The organism is Micromonospora globbae (assembly GCF_036184225.1).
Lineage (GTDB): Bacteria > Actinomycetota > Actinomycetes > Mycobacteriales > Micromonosporaceae > Micromonospora > Micromonospora globbae.
The window spans coordinates 2,558,103-2,583,874 of record NZ_CP108084.1 but is presented as its reverse complement, the minus strand read 5'-3'; the positions used below and the strand labels follow the sequence as shown (position 1 = coordinate 2,583,874).

The following is a 25,772-nucleotide window of genomic DNA, read 5'->3' as shown; positions in this document are numbered from 1 at the left end:
AGGGCCGTGAGGATGGATCGCATGGATCCCGAGCTGGAAGCATTCATCCCGCTACTGCCGTCCGTCGACCTGACCGACCCGGTCGCCGCCCGCGAGGCGCTCGCCAGAGCCGCGATGAGGCCGATGCCGGACACCGTGGGGATCGAGGTGGTGGACCGCACGGTGCCCGCCGCTCCTGACGTGCCGATTCGCATCTACCGCCCCGCCCGGGCGCAGGGCGCCGTCGTCTGGCTGCACGGCGGCGGAGGCGTCTTCGGCAGCCTGGACACCGAGCACACGCAAGCCCTCCGGATCGCCGAGGGCTCCGGCGCGGTGGTGATCTCGGTGGGCTACCGCCTGGCGCCAGAGAATCCGTTCCCGGCCGCCTTCGACGACGCCTACGCGGTGCTCGCGTGGACGGCCGCACACGCCGCCGAGCTCGGTGTCGACCCAGAACGAATCGCGGTCGGCGGCCACAGCGCCGGCGCGGCGCTCGCGGCCGGGCTGGCGATGCGGGCCCGCGAGGAGCAGGGCCCTCCGATCCGCTTCCAACTGCTCAACCAGCCGATGCTCGACGACCGGCAGCAGACCTGGTCGCAGCAGACCTTCACCGACACACCCTGGATGAGCCGCGACAAGATCGCCGCAGTGTGGCGGCACTACCTGGGCTCCGCGCCCGCCACGCCCTACGCCGCTCCGGCGCGGGCCACCGACCTGTCCGGCCTGCCGTCCGCCTACATCGCCACGGCCGAGTTCGACCCGCTGCGTGACGAAGCCATCGAGTACGCGCTGCGCCTGCTGCAGGCAGGTGTCTCGGTCGAGCTGCACCAGTGGCCTGGCACCTTCCACGGGTCGCAGGCCCTTCCCGCCGAGGTGTCGCAGCGGCAGCTCGCCGAACTGGGCACCGTGCTGCGCCGCGCTCTGGCGACGTGATCGGCCGGGCCGGGCCGGCCTCGCTGAGTTCTGGAGACCGCGCCGGTCAGTTCTGTGTCGTCCCGGGCCATCCACGGGCCATGAACCGTGCCACCACCACACCACGCCGCTGGCGGTCTGGCAGTCTGTGCCGATGCGACAGGTCACCGTGCTCGGCAGTTGTGGCGCCTTTCCCGAGCCGGGCCGTGCCTGTAGCGGTTTCGCGGTGGACTGGGACGGCTACCGCCTGGTGCTCGACCTGGGCTACGCCACGCTGCCGCGGTTGCTCCGGCACTGGCCCGATGGTGCGGTGGACGCGGTGGTCATCACTCACGAGCATCCCGACCACTGCATCGACCTGCACGGGCTGTTCCGTATGCGGTTCTACGGTGAGTCTTCGGGACCACGGCTGCCGTTGTACTGCCCGCCAGGCGTGCTCGACCGGATCGGCGGCTTGGAGCCCGACGTCGATCTGCATGCGGTCTTCGACCTGCGCCCGCTGCCGGGTAGCTACCGGGTCGGGCCGTTCGACCTCACCGGACTGTCACTGCCGCACTACGTGCCCAACGCGGGCATCCGCCTACAGGCCGACAAGATGGCGTTGGCCTACTCCGGGGACACCGGCCCGACCCCGGCTCTCGCGGAACTGGGCCGTGACGCCGACCTGTTCATCGTCGAGGCCACCGACCGCGACGGCGAGACAAGTCGCCCCACACGCAATCTCATGACCTCCACCGAGGCCGGTCTCTGGGCTCGGCGGGCCGGCGCCCGCCGACTCATGCTCACCCACTTCTGGCCCGGCAACGACCGGGCAGCGGCAGTGGCCGCGGCGCAGGTGGAGTTCGACGGTCCGGTGCTGGCGGCCGAAGAAGACCTCACCCTCGAACTGGGGAGGCCAGATCGCTGACCGCCTCGCGACGGCGCGCCCGAACGGCCGGGGCAGTGGTGGGCAGCGGCGAAACCCGAGGTGTCACGGCGTCGAAGTCCACGGTGCGGCCATGTTCCGTAGGTGGGTGGCCCCCCGTCGTACAGCCGGGTCCGGGTCTTCGCCGAGTTCGTCGCAGAGGTCGCGGAACTCGGCGACCGGGCCGTCGGGCAGGAGGTGCTGTGTGACCGCGTCGTGCAGGTGATCGGCGTACTCGCTGTCATGTGCGGCGGCGAGAGCGCGGGCGATGACGCGCAGGCCGTGCACGTCGTGGCGTTGCAGCAGCGCTCGGCTGGTGGCGTCGGTGACGGCGGTGTCGTGGCGGTCGAGGACCAGGCGTAGCAGGACCTCGCCGACGTCGCCACGGTGTGCCCAACCAGCCAGGTCGCGGCCCGCCTGCGCGCGCACCTGCCAGTCCGGGGAGGAGGCAGCGGCGGTCACTACAGCGAGGTCAGCATCGGGAAGCGGCACAGGGGTCAGGCTCTCATGGTGTCGATCGGATGCGGGCCAGCCCTGAACCTGACGCGCCTGATGGCCGTGCCGCAACGGCTCACGCCGGGCGGCCCGCGTCGTAACGCGCCACCAGCAGTACCGCGCGTCCGGCCTGGAACGTGTGGGTCTGCCGCACCTCGTAACGCTCGCTGATGTACGTGATCTTCGGGCCGGGCGCGGACAGCGGATCCTGCGGCGTACCGAAGACTCCGGCGGCCGGGCCGATGAGCCAGATGCGGCGGGCGCCGGCCAGCTTTCCACGGATGTCTCCGAACTCGGTCGCCTCCAACGTCCCGTTGGCGGCCGCCGTCCGCCGCACCAGGACGTCCGGCGGCTGCGCGGTACGCGACCACTCCAACTCGCCGAGGTAGTGGGTGAGCGTCGGCCGCATCGACCAGGCGTAGTCGGTGTAGACGATCACATCACCGGCGGCCGCGTTCTCGTGGATGGCGGCGGCCATGGTGCGGGTGTTCGGCGCGTTGCGCGTCTGCCGGAGCGAGATCTGCGCGGGCAGCGAGAGGAACGCCAGCGCCCCGACGATCGTCACGGCACGCACGAGCCGTGACACGCCGGCCGCCGGTACCCGTTCAGCGGTGATGGTGGCGGCGGCCAGGACCGCCGTGGGCGCGAGAAGGAAGATGCCGTAACGGGGCACCCACACCGGAGCGACCAGCGAGACCCCGATGACCGCGACGACCGGCACCGCGGCGAGGGCGACGAGTTCGGCGTATCTGCGCGCGGGCAGGGCGGCGTACGCGGTGACCGCGAGCCCCACCAGCACGTACCCCACGGCCGCGCTGAACGTGATGTCACCCGGCAGCGCGACGACCGTCTTCCAGGTGGGTGTCGCCACCCAGTGGAGTTGGCCGGACCGCTGGCCCTTGCCCCACCACACGAGCGGCGCCACGACCACCAGCGCGGCGCCGATCGCGGGAATCGCCGGCCAGAGCGTGCGGTCGCGTTCCTTCCACCACGTCATCGCCAGAATCACCACATGTGCGCCGAGCACCGAGAGCGCGACCAGATGGAAGACCCCGGTGAGGGCCAGGCACAGGCCGTATGCCGTCCAACGCCACCAGGCGGGTGCCCGTACGGCCGTCAGCAACAGCAGGGACGACAGGGTCGCGAACAGGAACGCGAACGCGTACGGCCGCGCCGTCTGGGCGAACGACACCAGGCTGGGCACCGCCGAACAGATGAGGCCCGCCACGACCCCGGCTGCCTGCCCCGCCGCGCGCCGGCCCAGCTCTGCGGTCACCCCGGCGCCCGCCGCCATCGCCAGGAGCGAGGGCAGGCGCAGGACCACATCGGACTCCCCGAAGATCCTGACCATGCCCCCGAGCACCAGATAGAAGGGAGCGATGACCGCGTCCTTGTGGGCGGCCAGGTGGACAAGGTCACCCGGCGACCGGGTCGCGGCGGAGAGCGTGGCGCCCTCGTCCCAACTCAACGGCACACTGGTCAACGACGTCCCGGCAACCGCGAGCATGACGACGAAGCCGACGCCGAACGGAACGAGCACGCTCTTGCTGCGGCTCACGACATCTCCTACCCCCGTAGGTGCAGCGGTAGGCTAGCCGGCGTCCGCCGTCGATGTGGACCCGTACCTGCGGGCCCGACGCTCACGCCGCTGTCCGACCGGCGGCCGGGACGTGCCGGGGAGGGCGGAGGGCCATGGGTACGCCATCAGCACGCAACGTCGACCAGGCGGCGCTCCTGGGTGTCGCGCTCGCGGCCACGGTGAGCATCAGCGCCGCCGAAGGCCCGTGGGAACCCATCGAGACGGTCGTCGGGCTCGTGCTGATTTCGGTGGTGGCGGCGTACTACGACTTCTCGACATCGCTGCGGGAATGGTCGTGGGCCCGGTCCACAGCTCTGGCCTCGGTGATCGCCCTCTGCTGGTGCCTGACCGTGGCGTGGCCGCTTCAGAGCGTCGGCCTCAACCCGTACTGGTGGTTGCCGATCGTGTGGATCCTCACGGCGGGGGCCGTCCTCGGGTGGCTGCGGAGGCGGCGACACGGTCGCCGGTCGAGGCCATCGGTCCCACCGGTCGGCGTAGGGCAGGCTGAGAAGCCGAGACGATCTGGCGACTGACGAACAGGACGGGCCGCGGTCGACCAACCGCAGCCCGTCCACCCGTGCGGATCCACAGCTACATCTTTTGAATCTGGTAAGCCACCGCGGCCTGAGCGTTGCCGGCCGGGATGATCAGGACGGACGAGTTCTTCGCATCGGCCGCCAGGTGGAGATCAACCGTACCGGTGGTGACCGTGGGGGAGCACGGGGGGAGTTCCGTGATGCCCGATTCCCCGCCTATGCGGAAGTGCGCGAACACCGTGCCTTCTCCGACGCAGTACACCACCAGTCGATAGTTGCCCGCCTCCCATTCGTCACGCCCCTCGTCACGGATAACCATGGCCATGAGCCTGGAGTCCTGGATCGTCGCCGTCGGGCGGGCGCTGATGGCGACGACCGTGTTGGCCACCTTCGTGTTGGCTCTGTCGGCCGCCAGTAGATGGCGCGGGATCTCCGGCGAGAGGCTCGGGGAGGCGGGTGCGGAGACCGATGCGGAGGGCGCGGCGTCGTCGCTCGGACTGTCCGGCGCGGGCGTACACGCGGTCATGACGAGCGGGACGCACAAGATGGCGCACACCGCTGCGTTGGTGGTCGGGGTCTTGATGTCTACCTCCGCTCTCCGTGGCACCCGGTTGCCGAGGATCGGCGACCGGGTGCCACACGTCGACCCTCCGATCAGGAAGATGTCTCCCAGTACCGGTAACCCCAGGAAAGTGCACTGGGCATTCTGGTGACCGTTCCCGTCACGCTGTCGGTCTTGACGCAGTTCGAGTTCATGTAGTACTTCTCGACGCCCATCCGCCAACCCCAGTTTCCGAACTGGAGGTTGCCGTACTTCCCTGAGCTGATGGTCCGGGAATATGTGTAGCTCTGCGCCAACGACGATGTGACGGAGGCGTTGATGCCGAACGTGCCCTCGGCCGAGAGCACGACTGCGCTCGCGCTCACGGATATCCCGCTGGAGACAGCGAAGGTCGTCGACAGGTTGTACTGGATCGAGGCACCCACCGTGCCTCCCGGACCGGACTTGAAGTGGATTCCAGCGGGAATGTGCAGATCCTGCTTGGAGAAGGTGCGGTAGTGCCAACCCATGTCGACACAGGCCATGGGCGTGACGGGTCCCTCCGCTCGGGCGGATTCGACCGCCACGAGGGTCGCGCCGACGCCCAGGACCGCAGCCAGGGTCGACCTGGTGAAGCGACCACGCCGAGCGCGGTGGATTAGCATGGAACGAGTTCTCACATGTCCTCCTGCCAGGGGGATGGGAACGTGGTGCCCCGCGGGGTGCAGACCCGCGGGGCACCGTCCGAGTGGCGCAACGATACGGTCCCGCGCCTGTGCGCGGGGGAGGATCAACCGCGTCAGGAGCGTCCGACGCACCGTAAGTGATCAAGAAAGTCCGGAATGATCCTCCGTCGTATCCACTGACCGTCATGAATTGACGGAAGGTGAAGATCACGAATTGATCACGGTCTTGGTGCGGGAGACCGCCCCACGTGCGACGCGCGGACGGGCGACCGGGTGTTGATAATCTGTGACCGCGCGACTGGCGAGGGTGGGTCACCACCGGGGAGCGCTGTCAGCGGGAGCATCGTCCGCCTGGGTGCTCCTCACCACGAGGTGAGGAGCCGAGCATGACCGCGACCCTGATGGACGGGCGGGCGCTGTCCCGTCAGCTGCTCGACGCCACGGCGGAACGCGCCACCGCGTTCCAGCTCGCGCACGGGCGCCGGCCCTGTCTGGCCACGGTCCTGGTGGGGGACGACCCCGCCTCCCACACGTACGTCCGGATGAAGGTCAACCGCTGCGCGGAGGTGGGGATCGAGTCGCGCCGCGTGGACCTGCCGGCGTCGACCGCCACCGAGGAACTGGTGGGGCTGCTGCGGGACCTGTCCGCCGATCCGCGGGTCGACGGCATCCTGTTGCAGCACCCGGTGCCGGCACAGATCGACGAGCGGGCCGCGTTCGAGGCCATCCCGGCCGGGAAGGACGTCGACGGGGTGACCGGCGCGTCGTTCGCCGCCATGGCCTTCGGCGACCCCGGCTTCGCCTCCTGCACGCCCGGCGGGATCATGCGGCTGCTGGACGCGTACGAGGTGCCGCTGCGCGGGCGCCGGGCGGTCGTCGTGGGGCGCAGCGCGATCCTCGGCAAGCCGGTGGGCATGCTGCTGCTGGGGCGCGACGCCACGGTGACGTACTGCCACTCCCGCACCGTCGACCTCGCCGCCCACGTCCGTGAGGCCGACGTGGTGGTGGCCGCGGTCGGCGTGCCGGAACTGGTCCGCGGCGAATGGATCAAGCCGGGGGCCGTGGTGGTCGACGCCGGCTACAACCCGGGCAACGTGGGGGACGTCGAGTTCGACGCCGCGGCCGCCCGGGCGGGACTCATCACCCCCGTCCCCGGCGGCGTCGGGCCGATGACCATCGCCGTGCTGCTGTCGCAGACCGTCGACGCCGCCGAGCGGCACGCTCAGGGGTGACCGGCGGCCCCCGGGCGTGGGGGCGGCCGGTCCGCCGCGCGGGGTGACGACCCGCGGAGTAGCGTCGTCCGTCGGAGCCAGTCACGCGGGGAGGGCAATGGTGCGGACGACGACGGTGGACGTCAGGACCGGCGACGGGGTCGCGGACGCGTACCTCGTACGCCCCGACGGGGAGGGGCCGTTCCCGGCGGTGCTCGTCTTCATGGACGCGTTCGGTCTGCGGCCCCGGCTGGCGGAGATGGCCGAGCACATCGCCGCCCGGGGCCACGTGGTGCTGGTCCCCAACCTGTTCTACCGCGCCGGCCGGTCGCCGCTGTTCGACCTGTCCCTGCTGGGCGACCCCGGGCAGCGCGGCGCCATCTTCGCCCGGATCGGGCCGCACATGGCGGCGCTGACCCCCGAGGTCGTCGCCCGGGACGCGGCGGCGTACCTGGACTTCCTGGCCGCACTCGACGGGGTCGCGCCGGGGCCGGTCGCCGTCGTCGGGTACTGCATGGGCGGGATGAACGCGCTGCGGGCCATCGAGGCCCACCCGCAGCGGATCGCGGCGCTGGCCAGCTTCCACGCCGGCCGGGTGGTCACCGACGCTCCCGACAGCCCGCACCTGGGGGTCGGTTCGGTCACCGGCGAGCTGTACTTCGCGCACGCCGACCACGACCGGTCGATGACCGCCGAGCAGATCGCCACGCTCGAGCGGACCCTCGACGCCGCCGGCGTCCGGTACCGGTCCGAGGTGTACGAGGGCGCGCCGCACGGGTTCACCATGGCCGACACGGCCGAGTACGACGAGAAGGCCACACAGCGGCACTGGGCCGCGATGTTCGACCTGCTGGACCGCACGTTCGGCCGCTGAGCCGCCGGTCCGGCGACCGCCGTCGGGCATGGTGACCGCCTGGCCGGGTAGCACGCCTCGTCCGCCGGTGACGAGGTGAGGTGACGGAGTGGCCGGAACGTGGTTGCTGGGCACGGGAGTGGGCGAACCGGGACGTCGGCCCACGGCGCTGCTGGCCGGGGTACGCGAGGAGGAGGCCGGCGACACCGGGTCGGGCACCGCGACGTCGCTGGAGGAGCTGCGGAGGCTCGCCGACACCGACGGGCTCGACGTGGCCGACGCCGTGGTGCAGAACCGGCCCCGGCCGGACCCGGCGACCTATCTCGGCTCCGGCAAGGTCGACGAGCTGGCCGCGCTGGCCGAGCGCACCGGCGCCGAGGTGGTCATCGCCGACGGCGAGCTGTCGCCCGGGCAGATCCGCAACCTGGAGGAACGGGTCGGGGTGCGCGTCGTGGACCGGACGGCACTGATCCTGGACATCTTCGCCGAACACGCCCGCACCGGTGAGGGCCGGCTCCAGGTGGAACTGGCGCAGATCGCGTACCAGCTGCCACGGTTGCGCGGCGACGGCCGGTCGCTGTCGCGGGTCGGTGGCGGCCGCATGGCCGGCGGCGCCGGCATGGGCGTACGCGGACCCGGTGAGATGCGGCTGGAGACGCAGCGCCGGCGGCTGCGGCAGCGGGCGACGCGGCTGCGCCGCAACGCCGCGGAATTGTCCCGGCGGCGGGAGCGGACCCGCAACCGGCGCTCCCGCAACCAGGTGCCCTCGGTGTCGATCACCGGCTACACCAACGCCGGCAAGTCCGCCCTGCTCAACCGGCTGACCGGGGCGGACGCCCAGGTCCAGGACGTGCTGTTCGCGACCCTCGACCCGACCGTGCGGCGGTTGACCGCCGGCGGGCTGACCTTCACGGTCACCGACACGGTCGGCTTCGTGCGGCACCTGCCGCACCAACTGGTGGACGCGTTCCGCTCCACGCTGGAGGAGGTCACCGGCAGCGACCTGGCGCTGCACGTGGTCGACGCGTCCGCGCCCGACGCGCTGGACCAGATCACCACCGTGCACGGGGTGCTGCACGAGATCGGCGCGGGCGACGTGCCCGAGCTGCTCGTCCTCAACAAGATCGACATCGCGCCGCCGGAGTGGGTGGACGCCCTGTGCCGGGCGCACCCGCAGGCGGTGCCCGTCTCCGCGCTGACCGGCGCCGGGATCGCCGAGCTGCGGACGACCCTCGCCGAACGGCTCGCCCGACGCTGACCCCGCCGCGTCAGGCGCGCCGGGCCACGTAGACGGTGTTGGCCGACTGGCCCCCGGTCAGCGGGTTGGGGAACGGCACCACGTGGGTCTGGGCGGTGGCGAAGACCTCGGCGAGCGTGCGCGCGAAGTCCGCGTCGGGCGGATCGTCGGACCAGAGCGCGAACACACCGCCGGGGTGCAGGTGGTCGGCGAGGCGGCGCAGCCCGTCCGGCGTGTAGAACGGGGCGTGCCCCGGGTGCAGCACGTGCCGGGGGGAGTGGTCGATGTCGAGCAGCACGGCGTCGAAGCGGCGTCCCGGCCGGTCCGGGTCGAACCCGTCGCCGTCGACGGCGGCGAAGAAGTCCGCCCGCACGAGGCGGGTCCGCGGGTCGTCGGCCAGCCCGGCGGCGAACGGCAGCAGCCCCCGCCGGTGCCAGTCGATGACGTCCTCGACCGCCTCGACCACGAACAGCGACCGCACCCGCTCGTCGGCCAGCGCGGTGCGGGCGGTGTAGCCGAGACCGAGCCCGCCGACCACCACGTCGAGGTCCGCGCCGGTCAGCGGGGCCAGCCCGAGCCGGGCCAGCTCGATCTCCGCGACCGGGAAGAGACTGGACATCAGGAACTCGTCGTCGAGCTTGACCTCGTACACGTCGACGTCGAGCGCGGGGTCGCGGCGCCGGCGCAGGCTGATGAGCCCGAGCGGCGTCTCCCGCCAGGCCAGTTCCTCGAAGCGGACGCCCACCCGGATCCTCCCTACGCTGCTGCCGTGCGGATGCTATCCGGCCGCGCGCCTGACGCGCCCCGGCCACGCGGGGCAGGCATCGGATCGCCGCCGGCGGGTAAGCCGGCCCGTCGGAGACGGGTCGACGCGGGGAGCGCACGATGGCGGAGATGCTGGCCGGACGGCTGCACCTGACGGACCGGGCGCTGCGGATGGAGACGGTCCCGGTGCCCGAGCCCGCGCACGGGCAGGTGCGGATCCGGGTCGCGGCGGCCGGCGTCTGCCTCTCCGACGTGCACCTGATCGACGGCACGCTGAGCCCGCTCTACCTACCCGGCGACGTGGTGACACTCGGCCACGAGGTGGCCGGGACCGTCGACACGCTCGGCGAGGGGGTGACGGGCTGGCAACCGGGCCAGCGGGTGCTGCTCCAGGCCGGGGAGCGCGACCAGCGCGGCACCGTGTTCACCCGGGGCGTCGACTACGACGGGGGATGGGCCGAGTACGCCGTTGCCAGCGCGGAGACGCTCGTGCCGATCCCCGACGACCTGCCGTTCGAACAGGCCTGCATCATCCCCGACGCGGTCTCCACGCCCTGGGCGGCGGTGACCGACACCGGGCGGACCCGCCCCGGCGAGGCCGTGGCGGTGTGGGGCGTCGGCGGCCTGGGCGCCCACGCCGTGCAACTGCTACGGCTCGTCGGCGCGGCACCGGTGATCGCCCTGGACCCGCTGGACGCCGCCCGCGACCGGGCGCTCGCCCTCGGCGCCGACGCCGTGTTCGACCCGGCCGACGCGGGTCTGCGCGACGCGCTGCTCGGCCTCACCGGCGGGCGCGGACTGGACGTGGCGTTCGACTTCGCGGGCGTGACCCCCGTCCGCGAGCAGGCCCTCACGCTGCTGGGCCGCCGTGGCCGGCTGGTGCTCGCCGGCATCGCCAACAAACCCGTCACCATCGCCTCGGACAGCCCGTTCAACTACCTCCAGCAGGCGGTGCTCGGACACTACGGCTCGGAGGCCGAGCACGTGGTGCAACTGGTGTCGCTGGCCGGGCAGGGACGGCTCGACCTGCGCGCGTCGGTCAGCGACGTGCTGCCACTCGCCGACGCCCCAGAGGCCGTACGGCGGGCGCAGAGCAAGGAGGGCGACCCGATCCGCCTCATCCTGCGGCCCTGAGCGGCGGTCCCGGGTCACACCGGTCCCGGTGCCCGTGCGGCCGTCGGAACCCGCGTGGACCGGCCACCGACGACACGGAGGGTCCACGGGGGATCGACGCAGCGCTTATCCTGTGCCCCGTTCCGTGCACCGGAAGGGGTGGCATGCCGTCGCGGCAGGACCAGCTGCACTCGTACCAGTTCACCGTCCAGCGGGCGGTCGCCGCCCTGGTCATGCGCGAGACGGACCCGGCGCAGTCCCCGTTCCGGCGTCTGGCCGGTGCCGGGCTGGCCAGCGTGCTCGTCGCCGCGATCGGACTGGGCGGCTTCGCGCTGTACGGGCTCTTCGCCGGTGGTGGCAGCGCCTGGCGCGACCCCGGCGCGGTCATCGTGGAGAAGGAGTCCGGCGCCCGGTACGTCTACCGCGAGCGGAAGCTGCACCCGGTGCTCAACTACGCCTCGGCGCTGCTGATCGTCGGCGCGGAGCGGCCGCGGACCGTGCTCGTGTCCCGCCGGTCGATCGACGGGGTGCCCCGCGGCCTTCCGCTGGGCATCGCCGACGCGCCCGACTCGCTGCCCGCCGCGGCCCGGCTGTCGGGCGCGCCCTGGACCGTCTGCTCGCTGCCGCCCGCCGACGCCGGCCGTGCCGTCCCGCGCTCGGCGCTGCTGATCGGCACGGGCACCGCCGGTGGGCGCGAACTCGGCGACGAGGCGCTGCTGCTGCGCCACCCCGACGGCGGACTGCATCTGGTGTGGCACGACCAGCGCCACCGGATCCGCGACACGAACCGGGTGCTGGCCGCGCTGGCCACCACCCGGGCCCGGGCCGTGCCGGCGGCCCCGGCGCTGCTGAACGCGCTGCCGGCCGGCGCCGACCTGGCCCCGCCGCCCGTCCCGTCGCTCGGCGAGCCGTCCGCCCGGGTACCGGGCGCCCGGATCGGCGACGTCTACCTGGTGCGCAACTCCGGGGGCGGCCGGCAGTACGCGGTCGCCGTCCGGGACGGGCTGGCCGGGGTCACCGAGTTGCAGGCGGCACTGCTGCTGGCCCGCACCGGTCAGGGCGAGCCGGAGCCGATCAGCCTCGGCCGGTTCGCGGCCCTGCCCGCGGCGCCCGACCTGGCGCCGGCCGGCCCGGACGCCCCGCCGGCGTCCCCGCCCCGCCTCGCCTCCCTCGACGGCGGGGGCCTGTGCGCCCGGGTGGGTGGTGACGCGGCCGTCGCCCAGGTGCGGGTGGGCGCGGCGCTGCCGGACCTCGCCGGCGCGCCGCGCACCGGCGCCGGGACGGCCGGCGGGGTACGGGCCGACCACGTCGTGGTGGCGCCGGGCCGGGGCGCCGTGGTCGAGGCGGTCCCGGCCCCGGGCGCCACCGGCGGCGCGATCTCGGTGGTCACCGACCTGGGACGCCGGCACGCGGTGACCGACCGCGGCGTGCTCGCCATGCTCGGCTACCGCGACGTGCGTCCGGCGCGGCTGCCGGCCGGCGTCGTGAGCCTCGTGCCCGCCGGCGCCACGCTCGACCCGGCGGCCGCGCGGGCCGTCGCGGCACCCGGCTGACCAGCGCGTCAGAGTGCAGCCCGACCGCCAGGAGCGGCTCACCGGCGACGCCCGGGGTCAGCCCTTCTCCGCGCCGCTGGTGAGCCCCTCGGTGAGCAGCCGCTCGCTGGCGAAGAACAGGAGCACGATCGGCAGGGTGAGGATCACCGAGCCCGCCATCAGCACGGTCTTGGGCACCTCCACACCGTCGGCCAGTTGCGCGAGCCCGAGCGACACCGTCCACCGGTGCGGTTTGTCGACGAGGAAGAGCAGGGCGAAGAGGAACTCGTTCCAGGCGATCATGAAGTCGTAGAGGGCGACGGCCATGATGGACGGCGCGGCGAGGGGCAGGCTGATGCGGCGGATGATGCCGAGGCGGCCGGCGCCGTCGATGGCCGCGGACTCCTCCAGGCTGAGCGGGATCGTCTCGAAGTAGTTCTTGAGCATGTAGACGGAGACCGGCAGGGTCTGCGAGATGTAGACCAGCACCAGGCCGAGCAGCGAGCCGCGCAGCCCCGCCCGGGTGAAGACGACGAAGAGCGGGATGGCGATCACGATGGACGGGAAGAGGTAGACGGCCAGGAACAGGAAGTCGACCTGACGGCGGCCGAAGAAGCGCAGGCGGGAGACCGCGTACGCGCCGGGGATCGCCACGACCAGTGTGAGCAGGGTCGCCGCGAGGGCCACCACGCCGCTGGTGCGGATGAAGGTGACGAAGCCCTGGCCGCCGTCGTCGGTGGCCCTGAGCACCTCGGCGTACGTGGCGACGGTGAGTTCGCCGAGGCCGACCACCAGCGCGCCGGGGTCGAGCAGCAGCCGCTCGACCGGACGCACCGAGAGCACCAGCATGTAGTAGAAGGGGAAGACGGTGACCAGCAGGAACGCGGCGATCACGAGCCGCCGCAGCCAGCGCAGGCTCACCGTCTCGACCCGGTCGCGGTCCATCAGGGCACCCTCCGGGCGAAGAAGCGCAGGTAGATCAGGACGAACACGATGAGCACCACGGCCAGCACGACCGCCTGGGCGGCGGCCGCGCCGATGTCGGTGCGCGCGGTGAGGAACTGGTAGACGCGGACGCTGACCACCTCGGTGCCGGCGGCGCCTCCGGTGAGCAGGTAGACGTCGTCGAACTTGTTGAACGTCATGATGAACCGCAGCACGCCCAGCAGCGCGATCACCGGCATCAGCTGCGGCAGCAGGATGTGGCGGAAGCGCTGGGTGGGGGTGGCGCCGTCGACCCGCGCGGCCTCCTCCAGGTCGGCGGGCACCGCCTGGAGGCGGGCGAGCAGGAACAGGAACGCGAACGGGAAGTAGCGCCACGCCTCGAAGGCGATAACCGTGGCGAGGGCGGTGGACTCCTGGGAGAGGAACGGGACGGGGGCGTCCCAGCCGAGCAGCCGCCGGCCCCAGTGGTTCACGATGCCGAGCTGCGGGTCGAGCATCACCTGCCAGACGAAGGTCATGGCGACCACGGGCGCCACGTACGGCAGCAGCATCGACGCCCGGACCAGGGTGCGGCCCCGGAACGGCCGGCGGACGACGAGCGCCGCCACCAGGCCGAGCGCGATCGACCCGGCGGTGCTGCCGATGCTGTAGACGAGCGTGGTGACCAGCGAGTCGGCGAAGCCGGGGGTGTGCAGTACGCGGTCGATGTTGTCGAGGGTGAACTCGCCGAACAGCCCGGTGCGGCGCAGCGTGGCGAGCCGGACCCGCTGGAACGCCAGCACCACCGTCCAGACGATCGGGATGCCGATGACCGCGATCACGACGAGCAGGGTCGGCGCGACCAGGGCGAGGCCGGCGCGGGACTCGCGTCGCCGCAGGGTCAGGGGTCGGCGGCGGGGGCGGGGCGCCGGCCGTGCCCGGGTGGGGGAGCGGCCGGTGCCCGGCGTCGTGGTGGTCAATTGAGGCCCGCCTTGATCGCCTCCACGTCCTTCTTGGCGCGGGCGGCGGCCGCCGCGGCGTCGGACTTCCCGCCGATGAGGTCGGCCAGCGCCTTCGGCACCGGCAGTTCACCGAGGATGGCGCCGACGAGCGTGCCCTGGCCCTGGGTCAGGCCCCAGCGCTGGAACGTGTCGGGGCTGGTTCGCAGGGTGTCGAGCAGCGGGGCGCCGTAGATCTCGGCGAGTGGCTTCTTCGCGTCCACACCGGCCTGGCTGCCGTTCCAGGCGGTGCGGAACTTCTCCGGGTCGTCGGCGGTGCCGGCGCGTACGGGGAACCGGCCCTCGGGGGACATGCCGAACCAGCGGGGGTACGCCTCGTCGAGCATGTATTGGACGAAGCGGGTCGCCGGGTCGGTTGCGGCGCCGTCGAGCACCGCCCACGAGCTGATCTCGCCGTACTGGGCGGGTTCGGTGCCGTTGGGGCCCTTGATGGCGGTGACGAATGCGCTGTTCCTGGCGAGGAACGTGGGGTCGGCCGCGCACTGGGGGCAGGTGGGCCGGGCGTCGTTGCGCAGCCCGGCCAGCTCGTCGAGGATGAACGGCGACCAGACGAGCATGGCGGCCTTGCCGGCGAAGTACGTGGCGCGGGTGGTGTCCACGTCCTGGGCGCCCTTCACGGAGTGGTTGCGCATCAGGTCGCCGTAGAAGCGGAAGGCCTCCACGCACGGCGGCGAGTCGAGCGTCACGGCGCCGGAGTCGTCGGTGAGCTGGCATCCGTTGGCCAGGGCCAGGTGCTCGAAGGTCTGCTGGGTGAAGACGTCACCGGGTGCGGTCGCCGCGGTGATTCCGGCGATCCCGCCGGTGTGGAGCCGGGCCGCCGCGGTGGCGATCTTCTCGTACGTGTCGGGCGCCGGCAGGCCGGCGGCGTCGAAGAGGTCCTTGCGGTAGACGAGCAGTTGTCCCCACCCGTCGCTGGGCACCGCGAGCTGCCGGCCGTCGTCGGCGGTCAGCTCCAGGGCCCGGGCCGAGAACGTCTGCCGGCCGAGCGCCTCCACGATGTCGCCGTTGGCGTCGGGGTGCAGCAGGTCGTTGCCGGCCAGTGTGCGGACGCCGGCCAGCGGGACGGCCCCGACCACGTCGGGCAGTTCACCGGCCGCGGCGCTGGAGGCGATGAGCGACGGGAACTGGTCCTCGTTGAGGGTGACCAGCTCGACCTGGACGCCGGTGGCGGCGGTGAAGTCCGCGACGATGGCACGGGTGGCCGTTACGCGGTCGGCGACGTCCTCCAGGCTCCACACCGTGATCCGGTTGTTGTCGCTGTCGGCGTCGTCGTCGCCGCAGGCCACGAGGGTGGCGCCGAGAAGGGCGAGGATCAGGGGAGCGGCGAGCGTCCGCATCGGAGTGAATGACATCGACGGCACTCCTCTCGAAGGGTACATGGCGGATTCAACCCCTTCGATTGATCAATGACAAGACATATGCCGATTTTTTGTTCTAGGATGGAACTCAGTGCTACCGGGATGTGACTCATGGTCAACTGGGTTGTCTCCTTGGCCGGGCCCCGCAGGATCAGCCTCGAGCCCTGCCCCCGGGATCCGCTCGGTCCCGGCCAGGTCCGGGTGCGCACCCGCTACTCCGGCATCTCCGCCGGCACCGAGCTGACCCTCTACCGGGGCAGCAACCCCCGCCTCAGCAAGGACTGGGACGACGCCGCCCGGATGTTCGTGCCCCGCCAGTCCCCGGTGCCCTACCCCCTGGTCGGCTTCGGCTACGAGGAGGTCGGCGAGATCGTCGAGGTGGCGCCGGAGGTCATCGACCGGCATCCCGGTCAGCTCGTCTGGGGGATCTGGGGCCACCGGGCCGAGGCGGTCCTGGCCGCCGACGCCGTCCACCCCCTGCCACCCGGGCTCGACCCGCTCGCCGCCGTCTTCGCCCGACCCGGCGCCATCGCGCTCACCGCCGTGCTCGCCGGGGACCTGCACCTCGGCGACTGGGTCGGCGTCTTCGGGCAGGGCGTCATCGGGCTGCTCGCCACCCGGCTCGCCGTGCTCTCCGGCGCCCGGGTCGTGGCCGTGGACCGCATCGCCGACCGGCTGGCCCACGCCACCCGCTACGGCGCCCGGACCACCGTCGACGCGACAACCGAGTCGGCGGCCGCCGTGCTGCGCGGCGCCACCGGTGGCCGGGGCGCCGACGTCTGCCTCGAGTTGTCCGGGGCGTACCCGGCGCTGCACGAGGCGATCCGGGCCACCACCCACGCCGGCCGCGTCGTGGCCGCCGGCTTCTACCAGGGGCAGGCCGACGGCCTCGGCCTCGGCGAGGAGTTCCACCACAACCGGATCCAGCTGGTGGCGGCCCAGGTCTCCGGGCCGACCCCGGCGCCCGGCCTGGCCGGCCGGTGGTCCGGCGCCCGCGTCGCCCAGACCTTCATGGACCTGGTCGCCGAGGGAAGCGTGGACCCGCTGCCGCTGGTGAGTCATGTCGTCGACGCGGGCGCGGTGGCCGACGCGCTGGCGTTGCTCGACCGCGGTGACGGTGACGTCCTCCAAGTGGTGCTGAGGTTCCCATGACCATCCCCATCGCCTGCCAGGAGCAACTCCTGCCGGGCACCGACCTGATCCAGAAGTACGCCCTGGCCGTCGCGCTCGGCTACGACGGCATCGAGCTGCGCGGGCGCGGCGACCTCGCCTTCGCCCGCCGCCTGCCCGAACTGCGCCGGGCCCGCGCCGCCGGCGTCGTCATGCCCACCGTCTGCGTCGAGATGGACCACTTCATCGGCGACTTCGACCCCGTACGCTCCGCCGACGCCGTCCGTAACCTGCGCTCCCAGCTCTCCGTCATCGCCGAGCTGGGCGGCGTCGGGGCGATGACCCCCGCGGCCTGGGGCATGTTCTCCCGGCGGCTGCCGCCGTTCGAGCCGCCCCGCCCGCCGGCCGGTGACCGGCAGGTGCTCCTGGACGCGCTCGGCGCGCTCGGTGAGCACGCCCGCGCCGAAGGGGTCACCCTCTTCCTGGAACCGCTCAACCGGTACGAGGACCACATGGTCAACCGGCTCGACGAGGCGGTGGTGCTCTGCGCCGCGCTCGGCCTGCCCTCGGTGCGGGTGGTCGCCGACACCTTCCACATGAACATCGAGGAGGACGACGTGCACCGGGCGCTGCGCGCCGCCGCGCCCTACCTGGGGCACGTGCAGGTCAGCGACTCCAACCGGTACCAGCCGGGCGCCGGCCACCTCGACTGGCGCGCCCTGGTCCGCACCCTTCTGGAGATCGGCTACGGGGGGTGGCTGGCCCTGGAGTGCCGGCTGCGCGGCGACCCGGTCCGGGCGTTGCAACAGGCCGCTGCGGTGCTGCGGCACGCCGAGCCCCGGCAGGCCGCCGCGTGACCGCCGCCGAACCGGCGGGGCCCGGCGTGAGCGCCGACGAACCGGCGGACCCCGGCGTGAGCGCCGTCGAACCGGCGGGGCCCGGCGTGAGCGCCGGTGCGCCCGGCGGGAACACCGCTGGACCGGAGGGGGACGGCGTGAGCGCCGGTGCGGCGGAGGGGCCCGGCGCCGACACGGAACGGCTGTGGCGGCTCGCCGTGGCCACGCTGGACGGCAACTGGGAGCACGACCACACGGTGCCGTCCCGCACCCTCTACCCGCACCAGTGGAGCTGGGACTCGGCGTTCATCGCCGTCGGGCTGGCGCACGTCCGCCCCGACCGTGCCTGGCGGGAGCTGGAGAGCCTGTTCCGGGCCCAGTGGGCCGACGGGCGGGTGCCGCACATCGTGTTCAACCCGCGGCTGCCCGTCGGCGCGTACTTTCCCGGGCCGGAGTTCTGGGCGTCCGACCGGGCCGACGGCGCGCCGGCCGCGGCGACCTCCGGCCTGGTGCAACCGCCCGTGCACGCGCTCACCGCCTGGCTCGCCTACCGTCGGGCGCCCTCGGACGCGGCCCGCGCGGCCCTGGCGCGGCTCTACCCCCGGCTGGTGGCCCAGCAGCGCTACCTCGCCACCCGGCGGGACGTGGGCGGCGGCGGGCTGGCCTGCGTGGTGCACCCGTGGGAATCCGGCCTCGACAACAGCCCCGCCTGGGACGGCCCGATGGCCGCCGTGCCGGCCGACGTCGCGGTGATGCGCGCGTACCGGCGGCACGACACCCGGCACGCGCCCGCCGCGCACCGCCCCACGGACCTGGACTACGCGCGGTACGTGGCGATCGTCGCCGGCTACCGCGACGGCGGCTACCGCGACGACGACCTGGGCCGGCGGCACCCGTTCCTCGTGGAGTGCCCGCTGTTCAACGCGGCGGCCGGCGCCGCCGAGCACGCGCTGGCCCGGATCGCGCCGCTGGTCGGCGCCGACCCCGGGCCGCACCGGGAGCGGGCGGCCGGCATCACCGAGGCCCTGGTGCGCCGGCTGTACGACCCGCGGACCGGGACGTTCCGGCCCCGCGACCTGCGGACCGGGCGGCTGGTGCCGGCGCGGACGGTGCTCGGGCTGGCGCCCCTGATCCTGCCGGACCTGCCGGCGCCGCAGGTCGCGGCGGTCGTGACCGAGGCGTGTTCGGCGCGGTTCGGTGTGGCCCGACAGATGGATCGGCCGTTGCCCAGCTACGACCGGACCGCGCCGGACTTCGAGCCGCTGCGCTACTGGCGCGGGCCGAGCTGGATGAACATCAACTGGCTGGTCCGCCGCGGTCTGCTCGCCCACGGCCGGGCCGATCTCGCCGACGGCCTGCGCCGGTCCATGCTCGGGCTGGTCGCGGGCGCCGGCTGCCACGAGTACTTCCATCCGGACACCGGCGCGGGGCTCGGCTCACCCGCGTTCGGCTGGACCGCCGCGCTCGTGCTCGACCTGCTGGCCCGCGAGCCCGCGCCCGCCGGCGCGGCCGGCGGGCGGCCGGCCGTGTGACGGGTGGTCAGGCGGGCGTGGCGACGCCCTCGGCGGCGAGGCGCTCGGACCGCCGCCGACCCCACTCGCCGAGCGGGCGCAGCGCCTCGTTGAGCGACGCGCCGTGCTCGGTGAGGGAGTACTCCACCCGCGGCGGGACCTCGCGGTAGACCTCACGGTGGATCAGCCCGTCCTCCTCCATCTCCCGCAGGTGCTGGATGAGCATCTTCTCGCTGACGCCGGGCAGGCCGCGCCTCAGCTCACCGAAACGGCGGGTGCCGTAGTTGTTCAGCTCCCACAGGATCAGCGACTTCCACTTGCCCGACACCACGTCCATGGCGGCGTCGATGCCGCAGATGTAGGGGCCGCGCCTGGCGCCGGATGTCATCGGACCTCCAACGGTGTCCCGTCCTCACTTACCTGGAGGTAAGTATTGAACAAATTAGTGGGTACTTGTCGCTCCGACGGTACCCGGGAAGCATGGTCATCGGCGCGCCCGTCACCTCACCGACCACAGCAGAGGAAATCCGATGACCACCAGCACCACGTTCCTGGGACTGGGAGCGATGGGCACCGCGCTCGCGACCGCGGCCCTCGACGCCGGCCGACCCGCCGTCGTCTGGAACCGCACCCCGCAGCGGACGCACGACCTCGCCGCGCGCGGCGCCGCCGTCGCGGCGACCGTCGCCGAGGCCGTCGCCGGTGACGGCGTGATCGTCGTCTGCCTGTTCGACCACCGGTCCGTGCACGCCGTACTCGACCCCGTCGCCGCCGAGCTGTCCGGGCGTACGGTCGTCAACCTGACCACCACGACCCCGAACGAGTCCCGCGAACTCGCCACCTGGACCGCCCAGCACGGCGCCACCTACCTCGACGGCGCCATCATGGCCGTCCCGGAGACGATCGGCCAGCCGGGCGCGGCGATCCTGTACAGCGGATCGGACGCCGCGTTCACCCGCCACCGCGCGCTGCTGGACCTGTGGGGCACCAGCAGCTTCGTCGGGACGGACGCCGGCCTGGCACCGCTGCACGACATGGCCATGCTCGTCGGCATGTACACGATGTTCGCCGGCTTCCTGCACGGCGCGGCGATGGTCGGCTCCGAGGGTGTGTCGGCGACGGAGTTCACCGCGCGGCAGGCGCCCTTCCTCGCCGCCATGACCGGCCAGCTCGCCGGTCTCGCCGCAACGGTCGACGCCAAGGACTACACCGGCGCCGGGCAGCAGAGCCTGCGGTTCACCGAGGCCGCCCTGGCGGCCCTGCTGCGCGCCACGGCCGAGCAGGGCGTCAACGGGGAGGTGCTCAAACCCGTGCACGACATCGTCACCCGGCAGATCGCCGCCGGGTACGGCGAGCACGGCACCGCCCGCATCGTCGAGGAGCTGAGGAGCGCCCGGTGAGCGCCACCCGTACCCCTGTCACCGTCATCGGTCTGGGCCCGATGGGCCAGGCCATGGCCGCGACCCTGATGCGCGCCGGGCACCCCGTCACGGTGTGGAACCGCACGCCCTCCCGCGCCGACGACCTCGTCGCCGCGGGCGCCACCCGGGCCGACACGCCGGCGGACGCCGTGGCCGCCAGCGACGTGGTCATCCTCAGCCTCACCGACTATCCGGCGATGTACGACATCCTCGGCCCGGTCGTGGACGACCCACGCCGGGTCCTCGCCGGCCGGGTCCTGGTGAACCTGAGCTCCGACACGCCCGACGCCTCTCGGGCCGCCGCCGAGTGGGCCGCCGGACACGGCGCCGACTTCGTGACGGGCGGCGTGATGGTGCCCGCGCCCGCGGTCGGCACCCCCGCCGCCCACGTGTTCTACAGCGGCCCGAAGGCGGTGTTCGACGCGCACGAGCCGGTGCTGCGCCCGATCGGGCGCCCCGCGTACCTCGGGGAGGACCCCGGGCTGGCGCAGCTGTTCTACCAGGCCCACCTCGACGTGTTCCTCACCGCCCTGGCGAGCCTCCTGCACGCCACGGCCCTCGTCACGGCGGCCGGCGTGCCGGCCGGCGACTTCCTGCCCGGCGCGCTCGACCTGCTCACCGACATCCCCGCGATGATCGGCGACGGGCGGGAGCTGGCTCGCGAGCTGGAGGCCGGTGAACACCCGGGCCACCTGAGCACCGCCCGGATGATGGGCGCCACGGCGGACCACATCGTGCGTACGAGCCAGCGGGCCGGCGTCGACCTCGCGCTGCCGGACGCCGTGAAGTCGTACTACGACCGGGCGATCGCCGCCGGGCACGGCGACCGGAACTGGACGGCCCTCTTCGAGGTGGTCAGGGCGCGACCCTGAGCCGGACGCGCGGCGGCCGGGCGGAACCTCCCCGCCCGGCCGCCGGCGTCACCGACCGGCGGCTACAGCAGATTGGTGATCACCCAGTTGGACGGTCCGCCGTTCTGGGTCATGCCCTCCGGCGTGAAACAGGCCGTCTGGTCGCCGGTGGTCTCGGTGATGACCTGCCGCACCTGCGCACCGGCGTACAGGCCCGACGTGATGGGCCCGTCGGCGATGGCCAGCAGCTGGCCGTTGACGGTGTTGGAGAACCGGAGCGTCCAGTTCCAGTTGCTGGTCTCGCCGGTGTTCCAGTGGAACGTCTGTGTGCCGGTGCCGCCGGCGAGCAGTGCGGTGCACGACGTCGTGAACGTTCCCGAGAACGGTGCGACGAACGACAGCTGGGTGAGCGGCCGGGCGAGGTCGACGCACGCCACGGCCGTGTCCTGCCCGCTGATCGTCACCGTCTGAGGCGTGTTGGTGAGCCCCGGGCTGTAGTTGATGACGTTCGTGCCGGTGCAGGTGACCGAGATGAGCGTGGACGCCGACGCGGGCTGAGCGACCGCGAGGAACCCCAGCAGAAGCGCGGCAGCGCTGGCGATCGAGAGGGCCTTCTTCGTCATCGCGAACTCCTCGTGCGATGGTCGGGCGGGGTCGCCGGCCGGGGCGCGGCACACGCGCACAGCCTCTCGTCGTCGATGGGCGGCGGCGAAACCCCCATGTGGAACCTCAGGGGCGTGCACGTCTGGCTGATCCGGCGCGCGCCGGCCCCTGGTATCGGCTGAGTTTGGCTGGGTGGCCACCCAACACACAGCGTAACCAACCCTGCGCCGGTGGTGCATCGCCTGTTGGGACGACTTCGGACGGTTGGGGGCGACCACCGGCCGGGCCGCAGTCGCCGCCGGACGCCGCCCGCCTGCTCAGCCGCCGAGCAGCCGGGCGAGGGCGTGCAGCGCCGTGCGGACGCTCGCGTCGTCGGCGCTGAGGCTGACCCGCAGCCCGGCCGGCGCGCTGCGCCGGGCCGCGAACTCCGCCGTGCCGGCCACCGCGAGACCGCGGCGCCGGGCCCGCTCGGCAACCTGCCCACCGTCGCCGTCGAGGCGTATCCAGGCGAACGGGGCCGGCCCGGGCGCGTACACCCGGTCCCCGAGCAGGTCCCGGGCGAGCGCGGCGCGGGCGGCCAGCTCGGCGGCCCGCGCCGCGGCGAGCGGGACGGCGGCGCCCCCGAGCACGAGCTGGGTGGCCACCTCGGCGACCAGCGGGGCGGGCGCCCAGGCCAGTGCCCGGGCGGCGGCGCTCAGCGGGGCGGCGAGCGACGGTGGGGCGTACCGGTAGCCGATCCGCAGTCCCGGCGCCAGGGTCTTGGTGATGCCGCCGAGCAGCACGGTGCGCGGGTGCAGCGCGGCCACCGGTGGCGGCCGGTCCGGCAGCAGCGCCCCGAAGGGGTCTTCCTCGATGACGGGCAGGTCGTGGGCGGCGGCCACCGCCGCGATCTCCTGCCGACGCCGGGCGGGCATGGTGACCACGGTCGGGTTGTGCAGGGTGGGATGCAGGTGCAGGGCCGCCACCCGACGCCGGGCGCAGATCCGGTCGACGGCGTCCGGTCGGGGCCCCCACTCGTCGCTGGGCACCGTGGCCAGTTCGACGCGGAGCAACCGGGCCGCCGCGAGCAGCCCCGGGTTGGTCAGCTCGGTGGTGACCACGACGTGCCGGGGCTGTGCCAGCGTTGCGAGGGCCGCGGCGAGCCCGTGCTGGCCGCCGGCGGTCACCTCGACGTGCGCGGGGTCGGGGCGCCAGTCGCCGTACGCCAGCCAGCGGGCGCCGGCGATGCGGTGCCGTACGGCGTCGGCGTCCTCGCCGCTGACCGCGAGCGGGTCGGCGGCGATGCGGTGCAGCACCGGCGCCACCGCCCGGTGCACCGCCCCGTGGCCGGGCGGGTGCACCGTGGCGAGGTCGAGCAGGGCAGCGCCCGGGGCGGCCGGCCGGGACGGGGCCGGCGCCACGAACGTCCCGCGGCCGACCTCCCCGGTGAGTAGCCCGCGCCGGACGGCGACCTGGTAGGCCCGTCCCACGGTGGCGACGGTCACCCCGAGCCGCCGGGCCAGTTCCCGCTGCGGCGGCAGCCGCTCGCCGGGCCTGAGCCGGCCGGCGGCGATGTCCGCGCCGATCGCGTCGGCGAGGGCGAGGTAGCGGGGGACGCCGGTCGGCGGCGCGGGGGGCTCCCAGATTGTCACCGTGACAATCTAGCCGCCGGGGTGCTCGCCGCTCACCGGATTGTCACCGTGACAATCGCCGTCGCCGGGTTCCCGCGGCGGGCCGGCGAGGCTGCCCTCATGTCCCTCGACCTGTGGCGGCACGCCACCTTCCGCCGTCTCTGGCTCTCCGACGCGGTGAGCACGCTCGGAACCCACGTCACCGCCGTCGCGCTCCCGCTGGCCGCCCTGACGGTGCTCGGCTCCGGCGCCGCCGGGGTGGCCGCGCTCACCGCCGCGAGCACCGCCCCGTACCTGCTGCTCGGCATCCCGGCCGGCGCGATCGTCGACCGGCTGCCCCGCCGGGCGGTCCTGGTCGTGGCGGACCTGGTCCGGGCGGCGCTGCTGGCCAGCGTGCCGCTGGCCTGGGCCGCCGGGCTGCTCACCCTGACCCACCTGGTGCTCGTGGCGCTGCTCGCCGGGGCGGCGACGGTGCTGTTCGACGTGGCGTACTTCGCCGCCGTGCCGGCCGTCGTGCCGCCCGGTCGGCTGGCCGACGCCAACGCGCGGCTGGAGGCGGCACGGGCGGTCGGCCAGACCGCCGGGCCCGGCGTGGCCGGGGTGCTGGTCGGCGCGCTCGGTGCGCCTGCCGCCCTCCTGGTCGACGTGGCCAGCTTCGTCGCCTCGGCGTTGTTCCTGGCGCGTACGCCCCGGCTGGCCCGCTCCCGCGCCGGCCGCGCCGGGGTCTGGCGCGACGCCGCCGGCGGCGTCCACTTCGTCCTGCGGCAACCGGTGGTCCGCGCGCTCACGCTCTGCTCGGGGCTCACCAACCTCTGGCACGCCGGATTCCTGGCCATGCTGATGGTGTACGCGGTGCGCGACCTGCGGCTGCCCGCCGCGACGGTCGGGCTGCTGGTGGCCGGCGCGAACGTGGGCTACGTGCTCGGCGCGGCGGTGGCCCGGCCACTGCGGGACCGGGTCGGCCTCGGCCGCGCGATCACCGGCGCGGCGGCACTGCAGGGCGGCGCCGCGCTGGTCCTGTTGGCGCAGCCGGTCTGGATCGCCGCGGGGCTGGCCGTCGGCGCGTTCGCCAGCGGCCTCTACAACGTCAACGCGGTCAGCCTCCGGCAGGCGGCGACGCCGCCGGCGATGCTGTCGCGGATGACCGCCACCAGCCGGTTCGTCATCTGGGGCGCCATGCCGCTCGGCGCCGCCCTCGGCGGTGCGGTGACCGGGCTGCTCGGGGCCCCGGGCTACCTGGCCCTGGCGTCCGCCGGCATGGCCGCCGCGGCGCTGCTCACCCTCGCGTCGCCGGTGTGGCGCACCGCCCGGTTCCCGCAGCCGCCGACCGACCCGGCGGGCCGGGAGGTGACCGACGCGGGGGCCGTCCGTGCCTGAGCCGGGCGCTTCCGGCCGGGAGGGGACGCGTACGGGCTGGGCGGCCTCGGCCGGGAGCGGGGTGCTGCGCGGTGTCGTTTGCGCTGCCCGGCGCGGGGTAAGCGCGGTGCCGGACGAGGGAGGGGCGGCGTGCGGTTTCCCCGCTTCATCGACGCGGTGTCCCGGCGGTCCGGGCTTCCGCCGGAGCAGGCCGCCACCGTCGCCCGCGCCGTGTTGCAGACGATGGCCGAGCGCGTCAGCGGCGGGCCGGCGGACGACCTCGCCGGGCACCTGCCGGACGAGGTGGACGGCTACCTGAACCGGGACACTCCCGGTGCGGCGGCGGGCGGTTCCCCGACCGGGCCCGGCGAGTTCCTGCGGCGGGTGGGGGAGCGGGCCGGGGTGGACGACGCGACGGCGCGCATCGGGACCGGCGCCGTGTTCGCGACCCTCCGGGAGGCGGTGACGGTCGCCGAGTTCCGGGAGATGGTGGCGCGGCTGCCGCGCGCCGGGGACGGCGGAGTGGCCCCTCGCCCGCCGTCGTACGATGGCTGATCAGGGACCAGGTGCGGCAAGCTGTCCAAGGTCCGACATCCGGCGAGTTTCCGGAAAGTTTCCGGTCAGTAGCGGTAGTTGACCGCAAAAATATTCGCCTCGCCTCCTCTACGCGGTAACTCCTCAACGCGCTAGGGGGATGATCGGACTATTTCCTCCGTCCCTCGTCTGAGGCTCCGGTCGGCTCTTCGGCCGGACTGTCATCGACGATCTTTTCACCCAGGTATCGAGACTTATGCTGCTTCCATTGTGAAGTCCTGGGGGGGATCATGATC

26 protein-coding genes and 1 riboswitch are annotated in these 25,772 nt (G+C 73.5%); of the genes, 16 read left to right on the top strand and 10 right to left on the bottom strand.

Going from position 1 to position 25,772, the window contains the following annotated elements; genetic code table 11:
- Positions 1–21 precede the first annotated feature (21 nt).
- From OG994_RS11355 to OG994_RS11345, 3 genes are all read left to right on the top strand, one after another.
- A complete protein-coding gene (locus OG994_RS11355) occupies positions 22–912 on the top strand; it encodes an alpha/beta hydrolase (RefSeq protein ID WP_328853141.1) in 891 nt (296 codons plus the stop codon).
- A gap of 133 nt (positions 913–1,045) precedes the next feature.
- Complete coding sequence (locus tag OG994_RS11350; protein WP_120330968.1) at positions 1,046–1,798, top strand: MBL fold metallo-hydrolase; 753 nt, start codon at positions 1,046–1,048, stop codon at positions 1,796–1,798.
- A 102-nt stretch (positions 1,799–1,900) separates the two neighbouring features.
- Positions 1,901–2,158, top strand: a complete 258-nt coding sequence (locus OG994_RS11345; protein ID WP_328853140.1) for a hypothetical protein — start codon at positions 1,901–1,903, stop codon at positions 2,156–2,158.
- Between the two features lie 208 nt (positions 2,159–2,366).
- Here OG994_RS11345 and OG994_RS11340 read toward each other — a convergent pair whose 3' ends face one another.
- Complete coding sequence (locus OG994_RS11340) at positions 2,367–3,848, bottom strand: glycosyltransferase family 39 protein (protein WP_328853139.1); 1,482 nt, start codon at positions 3,846–3,848, stop codon at positions 2,367–2,369.
- A gap of 134 nt (positions 3,849–3,982) precedes the next feature.
- On the opposite strand from OG994_RS11340, the gene OG994_RS11335 reads away from it, so the two are divergent.
- The gene (locus tag OG994_RS11335; RefSeq protein WP_328853138.1) at positions 3,983–4,402 is read left to right on the top strand and encodes a hypothetical protein; all 420 of its coding nucleotides are present in this window, start codon (positions 3,983–3,985) and stop codon (positions 4,400–4,402) included.
- A gap of 58 nt (positions 4,403–4,460) precedes the next feature.
- Here the strand turns inward: OG994_RS11335 and OG994_RS11330 are convergent, their stop codons facing one another.
- A complete protein-coding gene (locus OG994_RS11330; RefSeq protein ID WP_120330945.1) occupies positions 4,461–4,961 on the bottom strand; it encodes a hypothetical protein in 501 nt (166 codons plus the stop codon).
- Positions 4,962–5,059: 98 nt separating this feature from the next.
- Positions 5,060–5,611 carry a hypothetical protein gene (locus tag OG994_RS11325; protein WP_328853137.1) on the bottom strand — a complete coding sequence of 184 codons (552 nt, stop codon included), beginning with the start codon at positions 5,609–5,611 and terminating at the stop codon, positions 5,060–5,062.
- A gap of 305 nt (positions 5,612–5,916) precedes the next feature.
- Positions 5,917–5,996, top strand: a riboswitch (ZMP/ZTP riboswitch).
- 22 nt (positions 5,997–6,018) lie between these two features.
- On the opposite strand from OG994_RS11325, the gene OG994_RS11320 reads away from it, so the two are divergent.
- The 3 genes from OG994_RS11320 to hflX all read left to right on the top strand — a co-directional run bounded on the left by OG994_RS11320 (position 6,019) and on the right by hflX (position 8,954).
- Positions 6,019–6,864 (top strand): bifunctional 5,10-methylenetetrahydrofolate dehydrogenase/5,10-methenyltetrahydrofolate cyclohydrolase, encoded by an 846-nt coding sequence (locus OG994_RS11320; protein ID WP_328853136.1) that lies wholly within the window; start codon positions 6,019–6,021, stop codon positions 6,862–6,864.
- 100 nt (positions 6,865–6,964) lie between these two features.
- A complete protein-coding gene (locus OG994_RS11315; protein WP_328853135.1) occupies positions 6,965–7,717 on the top strand; it encodes a dienelactone hydrolase family protein in 753 nt (250 codons plus the stop codon).
- An 88-nt stretch (positions 7,718–7,805) separates the two neighbouring features.
- Positions 7,806–8,954, top strand: coding sequence for a GTPase HflX (hflX, locus tag OG994_RS11310; protein ID WP_328853134.1), 1,149 nt, complete (start codon positions 7,806–7,808; stop codon positions 8,952–8,954).
- Positions 8,955–8,964: 10 nt separating this feature from the next.
- Here hflX and OG994_RS11305 read toward each other — a convergent pair whose 3' ends face one another.
- Positions 8,965–9,678 carry a spermidine synthase gene (locus OG994_RS11305; RefSeq protein WP_328853133.1) on the bottom strand — a complete coding sequence of 238 codons (714 nt, stop codon included), beginning with the start codon at positions 9,676–9,678 and terminating at the stop codon, positions 8,965–8,967.
- A gap of 140 nt (positions 9,679–9,818) precedes the next feature.
- Between OG994_RS11305 and OG994_RS11300 the strand changes: the two genes are divergently transcribed.
- Together OG994_RS11300 and eccB are read left to right on the top strand one after the other, a co-directional pair.
- Positions 9,819–10,832: a zinc-binding dehydrogenase gene (locus tag OG994_RS11300; protein WP_328853132.1), complete on the top strand. Its 1,014-nt coding sequence runs from the start codon at positions 9,819–9,821 to the stop codon at positions 10,830–10,832.
- A gap of 143 nt (positions 10,833–10,975) precedes the next feature.
- Positions 10,976–12,364, top strand: coding sequence for a type VII secretion protein EccB (eccB, locus tag OG994_RS11295; protein WP_328853131.1), 1,389 nt, complete (start codon positions 10,976–10,978; stop codon positions 12,362–12,364).
- Between the two features lie 57 nt (positions 12,365–12,421).
- Here the strand turns inward: eccB and OG994_RS11290 are convergent, their stop codons facing one another.
- The 3 genes from OG994_RS11290 to OG994_RS11280 are packed head-to-tail and all read right to left on the bottom strand — an operon-like array spanning position 12,422 to position 15,638.
- Positions 12,422–13,288, bottom strand: a complete 867-nt coding sequence (locus OG994_RS11290) for a carbohydrate ABC transporter permease (RefSeq protein ID WP_328853130.1) — start codon at positions 13,286–13,288, stop codon at positions 12,422–12,424.
- Positions 13,288–14,247: a carbohydrate ABC transporter permease gene (locus OG994_RS11285; protein ID WP_328853129.1), complete on the bottom strand. Its 960-nt coding sequence runs from the start codon at positions 14,245–14,247 to the stop codon at positions 13,288–13,290. The genes OG994_RS11290 and OG994_RS11285 overlap by 1 nt, the downstream gene beginning before the upstream one ends.
- A complete protein-coding gene (locus OG994_RS11280) occupies positions 14,244–15,638 on the bottom strand; it encodes an ABC transporter substrate-binding protein (protein ID WP_328853128.1) in 1,395 nt (464 codons plus the stop codon). The genes OG994_RS11285 and OG994_RS11280 overlap by 4 nt, the downstream gene beginning before the upstream one ends.
- A 117-nt stretch (positions 15,639–15,755) precedes the next feature.
- On the opposite strand from OG994_RS11280, the gene OG994_RS11275 reads away from it, so the two are divergent.
- From OG994_RS11275 to OG994_RS11265, 3 genes are all read left to right on the top strand, one after another.
- Entirely contained in the window at positions 15,756–16,796 is a 1,041-nt protein-coding gene (locus OG994_RS11275) for a zinc-binding dehydrogenase (protein ID WP_328853127.1), read from the top strand.
- On the top strand, positions 16,793–17,611 hold the full coding sequence (locus OG994_RS11270) for a sugar phosphate isomerase/epimerase family protein (RefSeq protein WP_328853126.1): 819 nt from the start codon (positions 16,793–16,795) through the stop codon (positions 17,609–17,611). Before OG994_RS11275 ends, OG994_RS11270 begins: the two co-directional genes overlap by 4 nt.
- 137 nt (positions 17,612–17,748) lie before the next feature.
- Positions 17,749–19,122: an MGH1-like glycoside hydrolase domain-containing protein gene (locus OG994_RS11265; protein ID WP_328853125.1), complete on the top strand. Its 1,374-nt coding sequence runs from the start codon at positions 17,749–17,751 to the stop codon at positions 19,120–19,122.
- A 7-nt stretch (positions 19,123–19,129) separates the two neighbouring features.
- Here the strand turns inward: OG994_RS11265 and OG994_RS11260 are convergent, their stop codons facing one another.
- Positions 19,130–19,489 carry a winged helix-turn-helix transcriptional regulator gene (locus tag OG994_RS11260; protein ID WP_328853124.1) on the bottom strand — a complete coding sequence of 120 codons (360 nt, stop codon included), beginning with the start codon at positions 19,487–19,489 and terminating at the stop codon, positions 19,130–19,132.
- A 142-nt stretch (positions 19,490–19,631) separates the two neighbouring features.
- Between OG994_RS11260 and OG994_RS11255 the strand changes: the two genes are divergently transcribed.
- Both OG994_RS11255 and OG994_RS11250 read left to right on the top strand, forming a co-directional pair.
- Positions 19,632–20,501, top strand: a complete 870-nt coding sequence (locus tag OG994_RS11255; protein ID WP_328853123.1) for an NAD(P)-dependent oxidoreductase — start codon at positions 19,632–19,634, stop codon at positions 20,499–20,501.
- Positions 20,498–21,394 (top strand): NAD(P)-dependent oxidoreductase, encoded by an 897-nt coding sequence (locus OG994_RS11250; protein ID WP_328853122.1) that lies wholly within the window; start codon positions 20,498–20,500, stop codon positions 21,392–21,394. The genes OG994_RS11255 and OG994_RS11250 overlap by 4 nt, the downstream gene beginning before the upstream one ends.
- A gap of 62 nt (positions 21,395–21,456) precedes the next feature.
- Here the strand turns inward: OG994_RS11250 and OG994_RS11245 are convergent, their stop codons facing one another.
- Together OG994_RS11245 and OG994_RS11240 are read right to left on the bottom strand one after the other, a co-directional pair.
- Entirely contained in the window at positions 21,457–21,996 is a 540-nt protein-coding gene (locus OG994_RS11245; protein ID WP_147427287.1) for a hypothetical protein, read from the bottom strand.
- Positions 21,997–22,293: 297 nt separating this feature from the next.
- On the bottom strand, positions 22,294–23,607 hold the full coding sequence (locus OG994_RS11240; RefSeq protein WP_120330930.1) for an aminotransferase-like domain-containing protein: 1,314 nt from the start codon (positions 23,605–23,607) through the stop codon (positions 22,294–22,296).
- 48 nt (positions 23,608–23,655) lie between these two features.
- Here OG994_RS11240 and OG994_RS11235 point away from each other — a divergent pair, with 48 nt between their 5' ends.
- Positions 23,656–24,963, top strand: a complete 1,308-nt coding sequence (locus tag OG994_RS11235; RefSeq protein WP_328853121.1) for an MFS transporter — start codon at positions 23,656–23,658, stop codon at positions 24,961–24,963.
- Between the two features lie 129 nt (positions 24,964–25,092).
- On the top strand, positions 25,093–25,497 hold the full coding sequence (locus OG994_RS11230) for a DUF2267 domain-containing protein (protein WP_328853120.1): 405 nt from the start codon (positions 25,093–25,095) through the stop codon (positions 25,495–25,497).
- Positions 25,498–25,772: the final 275 nt, after the last annotated feature.

Excerpts from the sequence above, each read along its gene's own strand:
- OG994_RS11355 (WP_328853141.1), top strand. The coding sequence starts at position 22 with ATGGATCCCGAGCTGGAAGCATTCATCCCGCTACTGCCGTCCGTCGAC.
- OG994_RS11350 (WP_120330968.1), top strand. The coding sequence starts at position 1,046 with ATGCGACAGGTCACCGTGCTCGGCAGTTGTGGCGCCTTTCCCGAGCCG.
- OG994_RS11335 (WP_328853138.1), top strand. The coding sequence starts at position 3,983 with ATGGGTACGCCATCAGCACGCAACGTCGACCAGGCGGCGCTCCTGGGT.
- OG994_RS11325 (WP_328853137.1), bottom strand. The coding sequence starts at position 5,611 with ATGCTAATCCACCGCGCTCGGCGTGGTCGCTTCACCAGGTCGACCCTG.
- OG994_RS11320 (WP_328853136.1), top strand. The coding sequence starts at position 6,019 with ATGACCGCGACCCTGATGGACGGGCGGGCGCTGTCCCGTCAGCTGCTC.
- OG994_RS11300 (WP_328853132.1), top strand. The coding sequence starts at position 9,819 with ATGGCGGAGATGCTGGCCGGACGGCTGCACCTGACGGACCGGGCGCTG.
- eccB (WP_328853131.1), top strand. The coding sequence starts at position 10,976 with ATGCCGTCGCGGCAGGACCAGCTGCACTCGTACCAGTTCACCGTCCAG.
- OG994_RS11290 (WP_328853130.1), bottom strand. The coding sequence starts at position 13,288 with ATGGACCGCGACCGGGTCGAGACGGTGAGCCTGCGCTGGCTGCGGCGG.
- OG994_RS11280 (WP_328853128.1), bottom strand. The coding sequence starts at position 15,638 with ATGTCATTCACTCCGATGCGGACGCTCGCCGCTCCCCTGATCCTCGCC.
- OG994_RS11275 (WP_328853127.1), top strand. The coding sequence starts at position 15,756 with ATGGTCAACTGGGTTGTCTCCTTGGCCGGGCCCCGCAGGATCAGCCTC.
- OG994_RS11270 (WP_328853126.1), top strand. The coding sequence starts at position 16,793 with ATGACCATCCCCATCGCCTGCCAGGAGCAACTCCTGCCGGGCACCGAC.
- OG994_RS11260 (WP_328853124.1), bottom strand. The coding sequence starts at position 19,489 with ATGACATCCGGCGCCAGGCGCGGCCCCTACATCTGCGGCATCGACGCC.
- OG994_RS11255 (WP_328853123.1), top strand. The coding sequence starts at position 19,632 with ATGACCACCAGCACCACGTTCCTGGGACTGGGAGCGATGGGCACCGCG.
- OG994_RS11245 (WP_147427287.1), bottom strand. The coding sequence starts at position 21,996 with ATGACGAAGAAGGCCCTCTCGATCGCCAGCGCTGCCGCGCTTCTGCTG.